Origin of the sequence: Nocardioides luteus, assembly GCF_000960475.2 — a bacterium.
Classification (GTDB): domain Bacteria; phylum Actinomycetota; class Actinomycetes; order Propionibacteriales; family Nocardioidaceae; genus Nocardioides; species Nocardioides luteus_A.
The window spans coordinates 79,717-93,967 of sequence record NZ_JZDQ02000003.1; the positions used below are offsets into that span (position 1 = coordinate 79,717).

The following is a 14,251-nucleotide window of genomic DNA, read 5'->3' on the forward strand; positions in this document are numbered from 1 at the left end:
AGCACGTCAGAGCAGGGAGGCGAGCAGGTCGCGGACCTCGGTGGCCTCGAACCGGTCGCGCTTGGCGGCGGCGTCGGAGCAGACCAGCACGGGGCCGTGGTCGGGGTCGTCCGGAAGCCGGCCGTGGCTGCCGGAGACCGGGGCGGGATCGAGCGGCACCACGCTCATCGCGTAGCGCAGCCCGGCCGTCTTGCGGGCCAGCGTCGTGGCGGCCCGCAGCTTGACCCAGCGGTCCTCGGGGTCGAGGAACAGCTCGGCGGGGTCGTAGCCGGGCTTCTTGTGGATCTCGACGCCGCGGGCGAAGTCGGGCGCGTTCGCGTCGTCGAGCCAGTAGTAGTAGGTGAACCAGGCATCCGGCTCGGCCACCACGACGAGCTCGCCGGCGCGCTCGTGGTCGAGTCCGTACGCCGCCTGGCCGGCGCGGTCGAGGACCTCGGCGACCCCGTCGAGACCGGTGAGCAGGTCCCGGACGCGCTCCAGGTCGGCGGGGTCCTTGACGTAGACGTGGGCGATCTGGTGGTCGGCGACCGCGAACGCGCGCGAGGTCCACGGGTCGAGCAGCTCGCCGGTGGCGTTGTGATGGACGTGCAGGAGGCCCTCGCGGCGCAGCAGCCGGTTGACGTCGACCGGGCGAGTCGCCCGGGTGATGCCGTACTCGCTCAGCAACACGACGCGCACCCCTGCGGCCTCGGCGTCGTCGAGCAGCGGCGCCAGGGTGGCGTCCACGTCACGGGCGGCCTGGACGGCCTGGGGGCTATCGGGGCCGAACCGCTGCAGGTCGTAGTCGAGGTGGGGGACGTAGACGAGGGTGAGGTCGTGGTCGGGCATGACCTTGCGGGCGGCCGCGACGATCCACGCCGAGCTCTTGATCGACGCTGTCGGCCCCCAGTAGGTGAACAGCGGGAACGGCCCCAGCTCCGAGGTGAGCTCGTCGTGGAGCGAGGGCGGCCAGGTCCAGCAGTCCGGCGACTTCTTGCCGTCGGCGTGGTAGGCCGGACGCGGGGTGACGGTGGTGTCGACGTCGGCGCCCATGGCGTACCACCAGCAGATGTTGGCGACCTTCACACCGGGCCGCCGGCGGCGGACCACACCCCAGAGCTTCTCGCCCTGCACCAGCGCGTTGTGCTGACGCCACAGCAGCACCTCGCCGAGGTCGCGGAAGTACCAGCCGTTGCCGACGATGCCGTGCTCGCGCGGCAGCGCGCCGGTCAGGAAGGTCGACTGGACCGAGCAGGTGACCGCGGGCAGCACGGTGCCGAGCTCGGCGGTGAACCCCGACTCCCCCACCTGCCGCACCCGCGGCATGTGACGGAGCAGGTCGGGGGTCATCCCGACCACGTCGATGACCAGCAGCTTCTCGTTGTTGTCCTCGCTCATGCCGAAGCCTCCTGCAGCTGTTCCAGACCGGACTCCAGAAGCCGGTCGCGTGTCCAGGCCAGCTCGGCCGCGATGCCCGCGACCAGGCCGGCGTCCCCGTCCGGGCGGACCTGCTCGGGCAGGACCCCCCAGGTGTAGGTCTCGACCTCGAGGTGGTCGGTGTGCGCCACCGGGCCGCCGAGCAGCGCGTCGAGCGTGCCGGCCAGGTGGTCGCGGGTGCTGCGCAGCGGCGGCGCGGGGTCGGCGTGGAGAGGTACGTGGAAGTGCACCCGCCACGGATGCTCGGCCGGCAGGGGACGATGCCCGGCGAGTGCCTCGGGCAGGTCGTCACGGCTGTCCACCCGTGCCCCGCGCGGCTCACGGGTCTGGTGGAGGAAGCGGTCCTCGGCGTAGGAGGCGAGGGCCTCCCGGGTCGCCGGGTCGCTCGGGTCGTCGGCGTGCAGGGCCGCGGAGACCTGGACCTTGACGACCGGCAGGTTCGCCACCTGCAGCCGGTCGAGCGCCTCCGTCGCGTCCTCGAACTGGGTGGCGAGGTGGCAGGTGTCGACGCAGATGCCGAGATACTCGGGGGCGAGGCCGGCGAGCCGGGTCACCGCGTCGCGAGTCGTCTCCACGACGCAGCCGGGCTCGGGCTCGAACCCGACCCGGATCGGCCGGCCGTGCTCGGCCTCGATGCCGGCCAGCCCGTCGGCGAGCTCGCCGATCAGCTCCCGGGCCGCCCGGTCGCGGTCGGTGAACCACGGGGTGCGCCAGCCCAGCGGAAGCGTCGAGATGCTGCCGCGGGCGGCGTCGTCGGGCAGCAGCGCCGCCAGCACCCGGGCACAGTCCAGGGTGTAGCCGAGCCGGCGCCGGGTGGACCAGTCCGGGGAGTAGACGTCGCGCTTGACGACCGGGGCATGGAACCCGGCGTACGGGAAGGCGTTGAGGGTCACCACCTCGAGGCCGTGGCGGTCGAGCCCGGCGCGCAGCCGGTCGAGGGTGGCCGGGTCGCCGGCCAGCTCGTGGGCGGTCGCGGCCGGGAGCCAGAGGCCGAGGCCGATCCGGGTCTCGCCGAGCCGCGCCCGCACCTCGCCGGCGTAGCGGCGCAGCTGGTCGAGGATGCCGTCGACGTCCTCGGCGGGGTGCACGTTGCTGCAGTAGCCGAGGTGGACGACGGTGCCGTCGCGGTGCCGGAACCTCATGCCCGCTCACCCCGCAGCAGCGAGTTGCCGGCGAAGGTGGCGCCCTGGTCGGCCTCGGGTACGTCGAGCAGCAGCCGTCCGCTCTGGCCGAAGAACTCCACCGGGTTGCGCCACAGCACCTTGTCGACGTCGTCCTCGGTGAAGCCGGCGGCGAGCATCGCCTCGCCGGTCGCCCGTGTCCGGAGCGGATCCGACCTGCCCCAGTCGGCGGCGGAGTTGACCAGCACCCGGTCCAGCCCACGCCGCTGGAGGATCGCGACCATCCGGTCGGGGTCCATCTTGGTGTCGGGATAGATCGAGAAGCCCATCCACGCGCCCGCCTGGTCGACGACGTCGACGGTCACCTCGTTGAGGTGGTCGACGACGACCATCCCGGGCTCGATGCCGGCCGCCTCGACCAGGTCGAGGGTGCGCCGGGTCCCGGCCAGCTTGTCGCGGTGGGGCGTGTGCACCAGTGCCGGCAGCGCGAACTCCCGGGCCAGGTCCAGCTGCCGGCTGAACGCCTTCTCCTCGTCCTCCGTCATCGAGTCGAAGCCGACCTCGCCGACCGCGACGACCCCGTCCTTGGCGAGGTAGCGCGGCAGCAGGTCGAGGACCGGCGTGCAGCGCGGGTCGTTGGCCTCCTTCGGGTTGAGCGCGATCGTGCAGTGGTGGGCGATGCCGAACTGCGAGGCCCGGAACCGCTCCCAGCCGACCAGCGCGTCGAAGTAGTCGACGAACGAGTCGACGCTGGTCCGCGGCTGACCGAGCCAGAACGCCGGCTCCACCAGGGCCTTCACCCCGGCCGCCGCCATCGCCTCGTAGTCGTCGGTCGTACGTGAGCTCATGTGGATGTGCGGGTCGAAGATGCGCATCAGGACTCCCGAGTGCTGGGGGTGGGGACGGGAAGGAGGGGCAGGGCGTCGGCAGGCACCTCGCGCCCGGCCGCGCGCCGCTCGGCGGCGTAGTCGGCGACCATCCGGCGCAGCTCGTCGTCGGCCCGCACGTCGAGACCGGCGACGAGACGGAGAGGAACCCCGACGAAGAGGCACTTGAGGACGGCCTGGCGCCACGCGGCGTCCTCCAGACGAGCGGCGTACGTCCCCACAGCAGCGGCCACCAGCCGCGGGTCGTTCGTGCGCAGGGCGTCGTGGAGCAGGTCGACCGCGCGGTCACCGAGAGCGGCCTGGAGGTGTCCGAGGCCGAGCAGGACCGCGCGCCGCTCGTCGGCGTCGCCGAAGCGGTAGAGGTCGTGCACCTCGGCACTCAACGCGTCGGCGTCGTCCGCGAGGCCGCGGCCGAGCGCGCTCAGCAGCCGGACGCGGACGTCGTCCTCGACCCGGTCCTCACCCGGCGCCGGCGACGTGCCCGGTGTGCGGCCGATCTCCCTGGCCGCGGCCGGGAAGCGGGTCCGGACCCGGGTCGGGTCGGCCTCGATCTCGGCGCACCACTCGGCAAGAAGGGTCTGGTTCATGCCCGCACCTCCACGGGGTCGGGGAGAGCCGCGAGGGTCTCGCGGAGGAACGCGAGCGAGCGCTCGGCAACGGCCGGGGCGGCGTGGGACTGCCGGGGCAGCTCGAGCGCGGCGAGGCCGGTGTAGCCGATCTCGACGAGGGTGCCGAGCGCGGCGGCGAAGTCCACCTCGCCGGTGCCGAGCTCGAGGTGCTCGTGGACGCCCTCGACCATGTCGTCGACCTGCACGTTGGCCAGCAGCGGACCGGCCAGGCGGATGGTCTCGGCCATCCCGCGCGGCTCGTTGCAGACCACGTGACCGAGGTCGAGCGTGACCCGGAGAAGGGCGGGGTCGTCGAGGCGTCGGCGCAGTTCGAGCACGGCGTCGAGGGTGTCGATGAAGTGTCCCGGCTCGGGCTCGACGGCACACACCACCCCGCGACGCTGCGCGAGGTCGAGGATCCGCCAGACACCGTCGCACAGGCGTCCCCAGGCGCGGTCCTCGGCGACGCCGTCGGGCAGGCTGCCCGACCAGAACGAGACCGCCTCGGCACCGAGGTCGGCGGCGACCTCGACCGCCCGGTGCAGGTAGTCGACCCGGCGGCTCGCCTCCGGTCCCGGGTGGAGCAGGGTCGGGTGGTGCTTGCGGAGCGGGTCGAGGATGTAGCGGGCGCCGGTCTCGATCACGACGGACATGCCGAGCTCGTCCAGCCGGTCGCCGAGCTGCGCCACGCGGCCCGCGAGATTCGGCCGGTAGGGGTCGAGGTGGAGGTGGTCGAGGGTCAGCGCGACCCCGTCGTAGCCCAGGTCGGCCAGCACGGCCAGGGCGTCCTCGAGCCGGTGGCTGTGCATGCCGTTGGTGCCGTAGCCGAACCGCAACGCGCTCGTGCCGGTCATGTCGGTGACACCACCTTCGAGGCGGCCCGCACTATCGGCCCCGCCGCCAGCAGCCCGCCCGCGGCCAGCGGCGAGCGGCGAGCGACGAGCGCGGCCTGGAGCGGGATCATGCCGCGGATCCCGGCGCCGGTGGCCCGGCGGACCGTACCGGCATCCGGCGAGGAGACCGCGGCCAGCTGGGCGGAGCCGACACTGCCGGCGTACGTCGCGGCGAGGGCGACGGGGAGCGCCGCCCGCCCGTGGCCGGCCGCCGCGAGGCCGGTCGCGACCGTGACCCCGCCCGCAAGGCTCGCGGTGAGCGGCCGGGTGCCGTGGACCTCGCCGCGGCTGAGGAGGGTGACCCCGGCGGTGTGCGCGGCGAGCAGGCCGGCGGGCACCAGCCCGGCCCGCGTACGTCCGCCCGCACTGGCCCCGAGGAGCACGTCGAGCCCGCGCGCCGCGGCCATCGCGACCGGTCCGGCCGGGGTGTCCTTGAGGACGGTGTCGTAGGCCCATACCGCCCCGGCCAGGACGGCCGCCGTGGCCGCCGCCGGACGGCCGCCGGCGAGCGCGGCCAGCCCGACGCCGGCCGCGGTCAGGCCGACGGCCGCCCCGAGCGCCTGCCGTGGGCTGACCCGGCCCGACGGGATCGGCCGCTCGGGCCGCTCGACGGCGTCGAGGTCACGGTCGGCCCAGTCGTTGAGCGCCATCCCGGCCCAGTAGAGCGCCACCGAGGCCGCCGGCATCGCGAGCGACCGGGCGCGCAGCGGACCGGCGGCGGCCGCCCCGGCCAGGGTGTCGCCCGGCACGGTGAGGGCGGCCGGCAGCCGGACCAGCTCGGCGAAGGCGCGGGCTCGAGGCGTCATCGGCCCACCCGGCCGACCCGGCCGCACCAGGCGACCAGCTCCTCCCACTGGGTGCCGAGCCGGTGCTCGGTGGAGCCGGCCGGGTCCTTGAAGAAGAATCCGAACGGAAGCGGACCGGACTCCCCCACCTCGAGCGCCCGCAGCGTGAGCCGGGCCAGGTCGAGCACCAGCGGTGCGGCCAGCGCCGAGTCGCAGCCGCTCCAGGTGAACTGCAGCGACATCCGCACCCCGAGGAACCCCTCGAAGGAGACGTGGTCGATGGCGGTCTTCCAGTCGCCGTGGTCGGGGACGTAGTCGATGTGCATCGGCCCCTCGACCGGATGACCGAGCATCGCCTCGAGCCCCTGGGCCTTGGTGACGAGCTTGCTCTGCGCGTTCGCGGGGTCGGCGAGGGTGGCACCGTCACCGCCGCCGAGCATGTTGTAGGAGGCCCAGGCGTTGACCTGCAGCGCCCGCGTCGAGAACATCGGCGCCAGCGCGGACTTCAGCAGCGTCTCCCCGGTCTTCCCGTCCGAGCCCGCCCACGGCAGCCCGGCCCGCTCGGCGAGCGTGACGAGCACCGGCAGCCGCGGCCCGGGGCTGGGCGTGAACGAGACCACCGGGCAGCCGGCCCGGTAGGCGGCCAGGACGTAGACCGAGCTGGCCGGCAGCGGCGACTCCCCCGCGGCCAGGGCCTGCTCCAGGGCGTCGGGGTCGGCGAGCGGCCCGCCCTCGACGATCTCGGCCGGCGGCTCGGTGCTCGCCACGTCCACCACGACGACCCGCTCGAGCCGGTGCTCCTCGCGGAAGGCCGCCAGATCGGCCGCCAACCGCTCGACCGCGGCACCCTGTGGCTCGGCGCCCGCCGGGTCATAGCCCGTACGCAGCCGCCCCTCGACCTCCTCCAGCTCGCTCGCGATCGCCGGCAGGATCCCGGCGGGGACGACCCCGCCGGCGGCGAGCCGCTCGGCCCGCTTGGCCAGCGGCTCGGTGCACAGATCGTGCCCGCCGATCACCAGGTCGTCGAGAGAGGGCAACCGGGCAGCGGCGATCTCCGGCTGCTCGGCGACCAGCCCGACCCGTCCGGCGAGCCCGGCCCGCACGGCCAGCGCACCGACCGTCGTGGTGACGCCGACCGAGCCGCAGGCGCCGACCAGCCAGACACCGACTCTGCTGCCCATCAGCCCGCCTCGCAGCGGAACGGCGCGACACCTGCGACCATCTCGATGCCGCCGAGCACGTGGGACAGGAACGCGGGCTCGGTGAACGACTCGTTCGTGTGGCCCATCCCGGTGTAGAACGCCCGGCCGCCGTCGTACTCGTGGCACCAGGCGATCGGGTGCGGGTCACCCATGGCGAACCGGCCCGGCTCGTAGCTGCGCTCGTCGAGGTCGGCGAGGACCCGGATCGAGTCGGCCGGACGGTCGCGGAAGCTGTACCACTCGTCCCAGCGCGTCCAGCGCTTCGGCAGCTCGGCCGTCGCCGCGGTGTTGTGGGCCCGGACCTTCACCGTCGCGGTCTGCTGGGCGGGGTGACCGGCGAAGTAGGCACCGACGAGACCGCCGTACCAGGGCCAGTCGTACTCGGTGTCGGAGGCCGCGTGCACACCCACGTAGCCGCCACCGCCCTGGATGTAGCGCTCGAACGCCGCCTGCTGCCCGTCGTCCAGCACGTCTCCGGTCGTGGAGAGCCACAGCACCGCCTCGTACGACGCCAGGTCGGTGTCGTTGAACACCGTCGCGTCCTCGGTCGCGGTCACGGTGAAGCCGTTCTCTGCCCCCAGCCGCTGGATGGCGGCGATGCCGGCCGGGATGGAGCCGTGCCGGAACGCGGCGGTCTTGGAGAAGACCAGGACGTCGTACGTCCCCACCCCCTCGCTCCCGTCGAGGGGATCGGCGCTCGCGGCCGGTGCCGGTGACAGACCGGGGGCGAGGGCGGCCACGGCCACCAGCCCGACTCCCGCGATGAGGGTCCTGAGCCTTCTGGATGCGTACTTCATGATGCGTGTCCCTTCCGAGCTGAGTGGCTGTGTCTGGTCAGACGAGAGCGGCGAGGTGGGTCAGGCAGGGATCTCCTGCCACGTCCTGGAGTCGGAGCTGGTCTCGACGGCGGCGAGCACGCGCTGCACCTGGAGGCCGTCGGCGAACGTCGGCGCGGGTGCGGTGCCCTCGCCGAGCGCCCGGACGAGGTCGACGACCTGGTGGGTGAAGCCGTGCTCGTAGCCGAGCCCGTGGCCCGGAGGCCACCAGCCGGCCACCCACGGGTGATCGGGCTCCGTGACGACGATCCGGCGGAAGCCGCCCTCGGCATCCGGGATGGTCGCGTCGTGGAAGTGCAGGACGTTCATGTCCTCGAAGTCGAAGGCCAGGCTCCCCTTCGACCCGTTGATCTCGATCCGGATCGCGTTCTTGCGGCCGGTGGCGAAGCGGGTGGCCTCGAAGGAGCCGATCGCTCCCCCGGCGAACCGGGCCATGAAGACCGCGGCGTCGTCGACGGTGACCGGACCGCGACCGGCTCCCGCGGTGGCAGACAGGCCCGAGGAGGCCGAGGCCACCGGACGCTCCTTGACGAACGTCTCGAGCATCCCGGAGACCTCCAGGATCCGGTCGCCGGTGATGTGCTGGGTCAGGTCGATGACGTGGGCGCCGATGTCGCCGAGCGCACCCGAGCCGGCCTTGGCCTTGTCGAGACGCCAGCTCAGCGGTGTCTCGGGGTCGGCCAGCCAGTCCTGGAGGTACTGCGCACGCACGTGGTGGAGCTCACCGAGCCGACCGTCGGCGACCAGCTTCCGGGCCAGCGCGATCGCGGGCACCCGTCGGTAGGTGAACCCCACCATCGCCCGCACACCCCGCTCGGCGGCCACCGCGGCGGCCGCGGCCATCCGCTCCGCCTCGGCCACGGTGTTGGCCAGCGGCTTCTCGCACAGCACGTGCTTGCCGGCCTCGAGCGCGGCGATCGCGATCTCAGCGTGGGTGTCGCCGGGCGTGCACACGTCGACCAGGTCGACGTCGTCGCGGGTGATCACGTCTCGCCAGTCGGTGACGCTCTCCTCCCAGCCGAACCGGTCGGCGGCCTCGGCCACGCGGGTCGCGTCACGGCCGCAGAGGACCTGCATGCGCGGGGTCAGGGGAAGGTCGAAGAAGCGGTGGGCGCTGCGCCAGGCGTGGGAGTGGACGGCGCCCATGAAGGCGTAGCCGATCATCCCCACTCCGAGAGTGGCCTTCTGCTCGGTCATCGGAACTCGATCCTGTGTCTCGGTGGTGTCGCTCCGTGCCCGAGCACGGAGCGACCTTGCGGTGGGGCGTGGGTCAGGACTCGAAGGCCGTGGGCAGGAAGTCGTCCACGTTCTCCTCGGTGACCACCGGCGCGTCCAGCTGGATGGTGCGCGGAACCGTCACCTCGACCAGGTCGGACATCGCCTTCTGCTGCACCAGGAGCCGGGCGAGCTTGATGCCGTCGGCGGCCTGCGTGGACGGGTAGATGACCGTCGCCTTGAGGACGCTCTTGCCGGACTGGATCTCGCGCATCGCGTTGGCCGAGCCCGCGCCACCGACCATGGTGAACTCGTCACGGCCCGCGTTCTTGATCGCGGCCAGGACACCGACGCCCTGGTCGTCGTCGTGGTTCCACAGGAAGTCGATCTTCGGCGCCGCCTGGAGCAGGTTGGCGGCCGCCTTCTCGCCGCCCTCGACGGTGAAGTCGGCGGCGACCCGGTTGTCGACGTCGAGACCGCACTCGGCCAGCGCGTCCTTGAAGCCCTGGCTGCGGTCCTGGGTCAGCGGCAGCGAGTCGATGCCCGCGATCTCGGCGACGACGGCGTTCTTGTTGCCGTCGGCCTGCTCGCAGACGTACGCACCGGCCGAGACGCCCATGCCGTAGTTGTCGCCGAGCACGGTGACGCGGGCCGCGTTGGCGTCGTTGAACTCACGGTCGACGTTGATGACCGGGATGCCGGCCTCCATCGCCTTGAGCGCGACCGGCGTCATCGCGGCGCCGTCGAAGGGCAGCAGCACGATGGCGTCGACCTTGTCGTTGATGAAGGTCTCGACCTGGCTGATCTGCAGGCTGACGTCGTTGGTGCCCTCGGCCAGGCGCAGGTCGACGTCCTCGTAGGCGTCGGCGGCGGCCTTGGCCTGGTCGCTGATCGCGCCCATCCAGCCGTGGTCGGCGGCGGGGGCCGAGAAGCCGATGACGACCGTGTCGCCCTTCTCGTCGTTGGAGCCGGCCTTGGCGTTGGACGTACCGCCGACGTTGTCGGACTTCTCCGGGGTGTTGCTGACGCAGGCGGAGAGGGCGAGCACCGCGAGGCCGGCGACGACGATTCTTGCTGTGGACTTCAGTTTCATGGAGGTGCTCCTAGATCGTGCGAGGTGGAGGAGAGATGAGTCCGAGAGAGCCCGAGGACAGCTGGTGGGACGACGCGGGGTCATGACCCGGGCCGTCGTGCGAACCGCTGCTGCAGGAGCACGGCGGCGACGATGATCAGGCCCTTGGTGAAGGCCTGGGCGGAGATCGAGAGGTTGTTGAGCACGAACACGTTGGTGAGGGTCGCGAAGATCAGCACGCCGAAGACGGTGCCGACGATCGTGCCCCGGCCACCGGAGAGCAGCGTGCCGCCGATGACGACCGCGGCGATCGCCTCCAGCTCGTAGAGCTGACCGTGGGTGGCGCTGCCGGTCGTGGTGCGGGCCACCAGCATGACCGCCGCGATGCCGCAGCAGAGGCCGACGAGCACGTAGAGGAGCACCGTGTGGCGGCGTACGTTGATGCCGGCCAGGCGGGATGCCTCCGGGTTGCCGCCGATGGCCAGCGTGCGCCGGCCGAAGGTGGTGCGGTTGAGCACGACCCAGCCGATCACGGCGACGATCACGAAGATCCAGATCAGCACCGAGACGCCCAGGATGTCTCGGGAGAACGCGTCGGTGAAGCCCGGCACGCTGACGATCTGGGTCTTGCGGGCGGAGATGATCTCGGCCAGGCCGCGGGCGCTGGCCATCATGGCGAGGGTCGCGATGAACGGCACCACCCCGCCGTATGCCACCAGCAGCCCGTTGATCAGGCCGGCTCCCGCGCCGACCAGGAGGGCCGTGGTGACGATGAAGATCCAGTGGTAGTCGTTGGCCATCGCCTGGGTCGACAGCGTCGTGCACCAGACCGAGGAGAGCGCGACCAGCGCGCCCACCGAGAGGTCGATGCCACCGCCGGTGATGACGAACGTCATCCCGATGCTGACCACGCCGATCACCGCGGCGAGACGCAGGATCGTCATCACGTTGTCGATCGAGGCGAACCGCTCGCCGCCGGTGACGACACCGACCAGGGCCAGCAGCGCCAGCGCCAGGACCAGGCCCAGGGTCTGGCCGCCACCGCTGCGCAGCAGCCGGCCGAGGCCGCCGGGTTCGGCCCTGCGGGCCGCCTCCTTCTCGACCCGGGCCGTGTCCGCCGGGGTCACCGCCGGCGGTGGGGTCACCGCGGCGTCCGTGGGCGTGTCGCTCATGCGACCTCTCCTTCCATCACGAGGTCCAGGACCTTCGACTCGTCGATCTCGGTGGCGGGTCCCTCGTGGACGACGGAGCCCTCGCTGATGACGAGGACCCGGTCGGCGAGACCGAGCACCTCCTCCACCTCGCTGGACACCACGACCACGGCGACGCCTTCGTCGGCCAGGCGGCGGACGAGGTTGTAGATCTCGGTGCGCGCCCCGACGTCGACGCCGCGGGTGGGCTCGTCGAGGAGGAGCACCTTGCAGTCGCGCAGCAGCCATCGGGCGAGCACGACCTTCTGCTGGTTGCCGCCCGACAGGTTGCGGACCGGCCGGTCCACCCCCGCGGGACGTACGTCGAGGGAGCGGCTGAGCTCCTCGGCGGCACGGCGCTCGGCGCCGCTGTCCAGGAAGCTGCCCTTGGAGAACCGGTTCAAGGACGAGACCGTCACGTTGCGGTAGACGGCCTGGTCGAGCAGCAGCCCCTGGCTCTTGCGCTCCTCGGGAGCCAGCCCGATCCCGGCGGCCACCGCGGCCCGGACCGAGCCGCGGCGCAGCCGGCGTCCGTTGACGGTGACCGTGCCCGTGCTGGAGCGACGGGCGCCGTAGATGGTCTCGAGGATCTCCGAACGGCCCGAGCCGACCAGGCCCGCCAGACCGACGATCTCGCCGGCGTGGACACGCAGGTCGACGTCGCGGAAGCGGTCGCCGGACAGGCCGCTGGCCTCGAGCACCGGCGCGGTGTCCCGAGCGGGCCGCGTGGTGGGGCGCTCGGGGAAGACGTACTCGATCTCGCGGCCGGTCATCAGCGTGATCAGCTCCCGGGTCGGAGTCTCCGCGACCGAGAGCCCCGTGGCCACGGTGCGGCCGTCCTTGAGGACCGTGATCCGGTCGCCGATCTGGCGGATCTCCTCGAGGCGGTGGGAGATGTAGATGATCGCGACGCCCTCCGCGGTGAGGCCACGGACCACCCGGAAGAGGTTGTCCACCTCCTCCTGGTCGAGGACGGCCGAGGGCTCGTCGAGGATGAGCAGGCGGGTGTCGTGGGACAGCGCCCGGGCCATGCTGACGATCTGCTGACCGGCCGGCGAGAGGTCGCCGACCAGGCGGTTCGGGTCGACCTCGCTGTGGCCGAGCCGGGCCAGGAGCGCACGCACCCGCTGGGTCGCCTCGGCGCGGCGGCTGAACCCGGCCGTCGCGAGCTCGTGCCCCAGGAAGACGTTCTCGGTGACGGTGAGCCCGGGCACCAGGTCGAGCTCCTGGTAGATGGTCGAGATGCCCCGCTTCATGGCGGCGACCGGCGTGGTCAGCCGGACCGGCTCGCCCTCCCAGAGGATCTCCCCCTCGTCGGGCTGGTACGCCGCCGAGAGCACCTTGATGAGGGTCGACTTGCCGGCGCCGTTCTGCCCGAGCAGGCAGTGCACCTCGCCCGCCCGGACGTCGAGGTCGACGCCGCCGAGGGCGAGCACGCCGGGGAACCGCTTCACGATCCCGGTCATCTCCAGCAGTACGTCACCCCCGGCTGCGCCGGCGGTGGGGCCGTCGGGCGACGGCGTCGGGGTCTGGGTCATCGGCTTCCTCCGTGGAGTTCGGGCAGGTCGGCGAGGGCGGTGGGGTCCGAGAGCACCGGCTCCAGGGAGACCAGTGCGCCGCCGCGTACCGCGGCGGTGGGGCCGAAGGCCGAGATGGCGACCCGGGTGCCGCCGGCCCGCGGCGCGAGCACGTCGGCGGCGAGGCGGGCCTCGACCGCCGGGCGCAGCCACTCGCCGAGCGCGGCGAAGTAACCGCTGAGCACGACGGTGCCGGGGTTGAGCGTGTTGACCAGCACGGCGGCGCCGGTGCCGAGCCAGGTCCCGATCTCGCCCAGCGCAGCCAGGGTGCGGCCGTCGGCGAGCCGGGCCCGCTCGACCAGGGTGGCGAGCCGCTCCTCCAGGTTGAGCGCGGGGTCGCGGATCGGGTCGTCGGGGTCGGTGGCCGCCTCGAGCAGGGCCCGGAGGCCGACCACGGTCTCCCAGCAGCCGGTGCGACCGCAGCCGCAGAGACGACCGCGCGGGTCGACCGGGAGGTGGCCGATCTCGCCGGCCCAGCCGTGCCGGCCCGGCGCGACCCGGCCGCCGCTGACGATCGCGCCGCCCAGGCCGACCTCGCCGTAGAGCACCACCATGTCGGCGCGGTCGGCGTCGGTCGGGTCGAGCTCGGCGGTCGCGGCGAGGGTGGCCTCGTTGGCCACCTGCACCGGCGGCAGAGGCTCGGCGGTGGTGGCCATGGCGGCCAGCCGGCCGCGTACGTCCTCGGCGACGTCGATCTCGCGCCAGCCGAGGTTGGGGGCGAGCGTGACCCGCTGGGTGGCGGTGTCGACGAGACCCGCGACGCCGACGGTGATGCCGGCGACGGTCGCGCCGGCGGTCCGGGCCTCGGCGAGGGCGTCGGTGACCAGGCCGGCGAGCTCGGCGAGCACGCCCTCCGGGGAAAGCCTCCGGCCGTCGATGCCGAGGCGGAACTCGGCGATCACGGAGCCGGCCAGGTCGAGGGCGACGACGGCCAGGTGGTCGACGTTGATCTCGGCGCCGATCCCGCACACCGAGCGGCCGACGAGCCGGACCTTGACGCCGGGACGCCCGGCGCCGCGGCGGTCGGCGTCCTCGCAGGAGACCAGCCCGAGCTCGGCGAGCTCGTCGACCAGCCCGGCCGCGACCGTGCGGGTCAGGCCGGTCTCCTCGGCCAGGCGGCCCCGCGAGCGGGGACCGCCGTCGCGCAGCGCCCGGAGCAGCAGGCCCATCCGCGCGGTACGGACCGCAGCGGGGTCGGCGGTGGCGGAGACCCGCACGGTGATGTCGGCGTCGCGCACGGTGGTCTCCTGTCCGGGGTCTCGTGGTGGGTCGCTCAGCAGCCCTGTGATGGCAGTCACAGAATTCGGTGGCCGAGAGACAAACTAGTGACCCGGCTCACGTTGTACAAGGCTTTCGCGACGGTTTCTGCAAAGTTTGTGTCAAACTTTGAAAAGTAATTGGACAAAGTTGCCGGAAGGGGCACCCGGCCACGGTTGGCCGGATGCCCCT

At 72.9% G+C, this 14,251-nt stretch carries 13 protein-coding genes; all 13 read right to left on the bottom strand.

All coding sequences use genetic code 11. The features are described from left to right. Nucleotides 1-6 precede the first annotated feature (6 nt). Nucleotides 7-1,377, bottom strand: coding sequence for an alkaline phosphatase family protein (locus tag UG56_RS02700; RefSeq protein WP_045551962.1), 1,371 nt, complete (start codon nucleotides 1,375-1,377; stop codon nucleotides 7-9). Next, complete coding sequence (eboE, locus tag UG56_RS02705; protein ID WP_071326842.1) at nucleotides 1,374-2,558, bottom strand: metabolite traffic protein EboE; 1,185 nt, start codon at nucleotides 2,556-2,558, stop codon at nucleotides 1,374-1,376. Before eboE ends, UG56_RS02700 begins: the two co-directional genes overlap by 4 nt. Then, on the bottom strand, nucleotides 2,555-3,412 hold the full coding sequence (locus UG56_RS02710) for a TatD family hydrolase (RefSeq protein ID WP_045552042.1): 858 nt from the start codon (nucleotides 3,410-3,412) through the stop codon (nucleotides 2,555-2,557). The genes eboE and UG56_RS02710 overlap by 4 nt, the downstream gene beginning before the upstream one ends. Then, nucleotides 3,412-4,011, bottom strand: coding sequence for an EboA domain-containing protein (locus UG56_RS28185; protein ID WP_045552043.1), 600 nt, complete (start codon nucleotides 4,009-4,011; stop codon nucleotides 3,412-3,414). Before UG56_RS28185 ends, UG56_RS02710 begins: the two co-directional genes overlap by 1 nt. Next, nucleotides 4,008-4,886: a sugar phosphate isomerase/epimerase family protein gene (locus UG56_RS28190; protein WP_045552044.1), complete on the bottom strand. Its 879-nt coding sequence runs from the start codon at nucleotides 4,884-4,886 to the stop codon at nucleotides 4,008-4,010. The genes UG56_RS28185 and UG56_RS28190 overlap by 4 nt, the downstream gene beginning before the upstream one ends. After that, on the bottom strand, nucleotides 4,883-5,731 hold the full coding sequence (locus UG56_RS02725; RefSeq protein ID WP_071326850.1) for an SCO3242 family prenyltransferase: 849 nt from the start codon (nucleotides 5,729-5,731) through the stop codon (nucleotides 4,883-4,885). The genes UG56_RS28190 and UG56_RS02725 overlap by 4 nt, the downstream gene beginning before the upstream one ends. Further along, nucleotides 5,728-6,891 carry an inositol-3-phosphate synthase gene (locus tag UG56_RS02730; protein WP_084100374.1) on the bottom strand — a complete coding sequence of 388 codons (1,164 nt, stop codon included), beginning with the start codon at nucleotides 6,889-6,891 and terminating at the stop codon, nucleotides 5,728-5,730. Before UG56_RS02730 ends, UG56_RS02725 begins: the two co-directional genes overlap by 4 nt. Continuing rightward, nucleotides 6,891-7,709: a ThuA domain-containing protein gene (locus UG56_RS02735; RefSeq protein WP_045551665.1), complete on the bottom strand. Its 819-nt coding sequence runs from the start codon at nucleotides 7,707-7,709 to the stop codon at nucleotides 6,891-6,893. Before UG56_RS02735 ends, UG56_RS02730 begins: the two co-directional genes overlap by 1 nt. Before the next feature lie 60 nt (nucleotides 7,710-7,769). Further along, on the bottom strand, nucleotides 7,770-8,945 hold the full coding sequence (locus UG56_RS02740) for a Gfo/Idh/MocA family protein (RefSeq protein WP_045551666.1): 1,176 nt from the start codon (nucleotides 8,943-8,945) through the stop codon (nucleotides 7,770-7,772). A 73-nt stretch (nucleotides 8,946-9,018) separates the two neighbouring features. Beyond that, nucleotides 9,019-10,056 carry a substrate-binding domain-containing protein gene (locus UG56_RS02745; RefSeq protein WP_045551667.1) on the bottom strand — a complete coding sequence of 346 codons (1,038 nt, stop codon included), beginning with the start codon at nucleotides 10,054-10,056 and terminating at the stop codon, nucleotides 9,019-9,021. 80 nt (nucleotides 10,057-10,136) lie between these two features. Next, on the bottom strand, nucleotides 10,137-11,207 hold the full coding sequence (locus UG56_RS02750) for an ABC transporter permease (protein WP_045551668.1): 1,071 nt from the start codon (nucleotides 11,205-11,207) through the stop codon (nucleotides 10,137-10,139). After that, complete coding sequence (locus UG56_RS02755) at nucleotides 11,204-12,763, bottom strand: sugar ABC transporter ATP-binding protein (protein WP_218145110.1); 1,560 nt, start codon at nucleotides 12,761-12,763, stop codon at nucleotides 11,204-11,206. The genes UG56_RS02750 and UG56_RS02755 overlap by 4 nt, the downstream gene beginning before the upstream one ends. Continuing rightward, nucleotides 12,760-14,040: an ROK family transcriptional regulator gene (locus UG56_RS02760; RefSeq protein WP_256206400.1), complete on the bottom strand. Its 1,281-nt coding sequence runs from the start codon at nucleotides 14,038-14,040 to the stop codon at nucleotides 12,760-12,762. Before UG56_RS02760 ends, UG56_RS02755 begins: the two co-directional genes overlap by 4 nt. Nucleotides 14,041-14,251: the final 211 nt, after the last annotated feature.

What these genes read in the sequence shown, in the direction of transcription:
- UG56_RS02700 (WP_045551962.1), bottom strand. Translation starts at nt 1,377, where the DNA reads ATGAGCGAGGACAACAACGAGAAGCTGCTGGTCATCGACGTGGTCGGG.
- eboE (WP_071326842.1), bottom strand. Translation starts at nt 2,558, where the DNA reads ATGAGGTTCCGGCACCGCGACGGCACCGTCGTCCACCTCGGCTACTGC.
- UG56_RS02710 (WP_045552042.1), bottom strand. Translation starts at nt 3,412, where the DNA reads ATGCGCATCTTCGACCCGCACATCCACATGAGCTCACGTACGACCGAC.
- UG56_RS28185 (WP_045552043.1), bottom strand. Translation starts at nt 4,011, where the DNA reads ATGAACCAGACCCTTCTTGCCGAGTGGTGCGCCGAGATCGAGGCCGAC.
- UG56_RS28190 (WP_045552044.1), bottom strand. Translation starts at nt 4,886, where the DNA reads ATGACCGGCACGAGCGCGTTGCGGTTCGGCTACGGCACCAACGGCATG.
- UG56_RS02725 (WP_071326850.1), bottom strand. Translation starts at nt 5,731, where the DNA reads ATGACGCCTCGAGCCCGCGCCTTCGCCGAGCTGGTCCGGCTGCCGGCC.
- UG56_RS02730 (WP_084100374.1), bottom strand. Translation starts at nt 6,891, where the DNA reads ATGGGCAGCAGAGTCGGTGTCTGGCTGGTCGGCGCCTGCGGCTCGGTC.
- UG56_RS02735 (WP_045551665.1), bottom strand. Translation starts at nt 7,709, where the DNA reads ATGAAGTACGCATCCAGAAGGCTCAGGACCCTCATCGCGGGAGTCGGG.
- UG56_RS02740 (WP_045551666.1), bottom strand. Translation starts at nt 8,945, where the DNA reads ATGACCGAGCAGAAGGCCACTCTCGGAGTGGGGATGATCGGCTACGCC.
- UG56_RS02745 (WP_045551667.1), bottom strand. Translation starts at nt 10,056, where the DNA reads ATGAAACTGAAGTCCACAGCAAGAATCGTCGTCGCCGGCCTCGCGGTG.
- UG56_RS02750 (WP_045551668.1), bottom strand. Translation starts at nt 11,207, where the DNA reads ATGAGCGACACGCCCACGGACGCCGCGGTGACCCCACCGCCGGCGGTG.
- UG56_RS02755 (WP_218145110.1), bottom strand. Translation starts at nt 12,763, where the DNA reads ATGACCCAGACCCCGACGCCGTCGCCCGACGGCCCCACCGCCGGCGCA.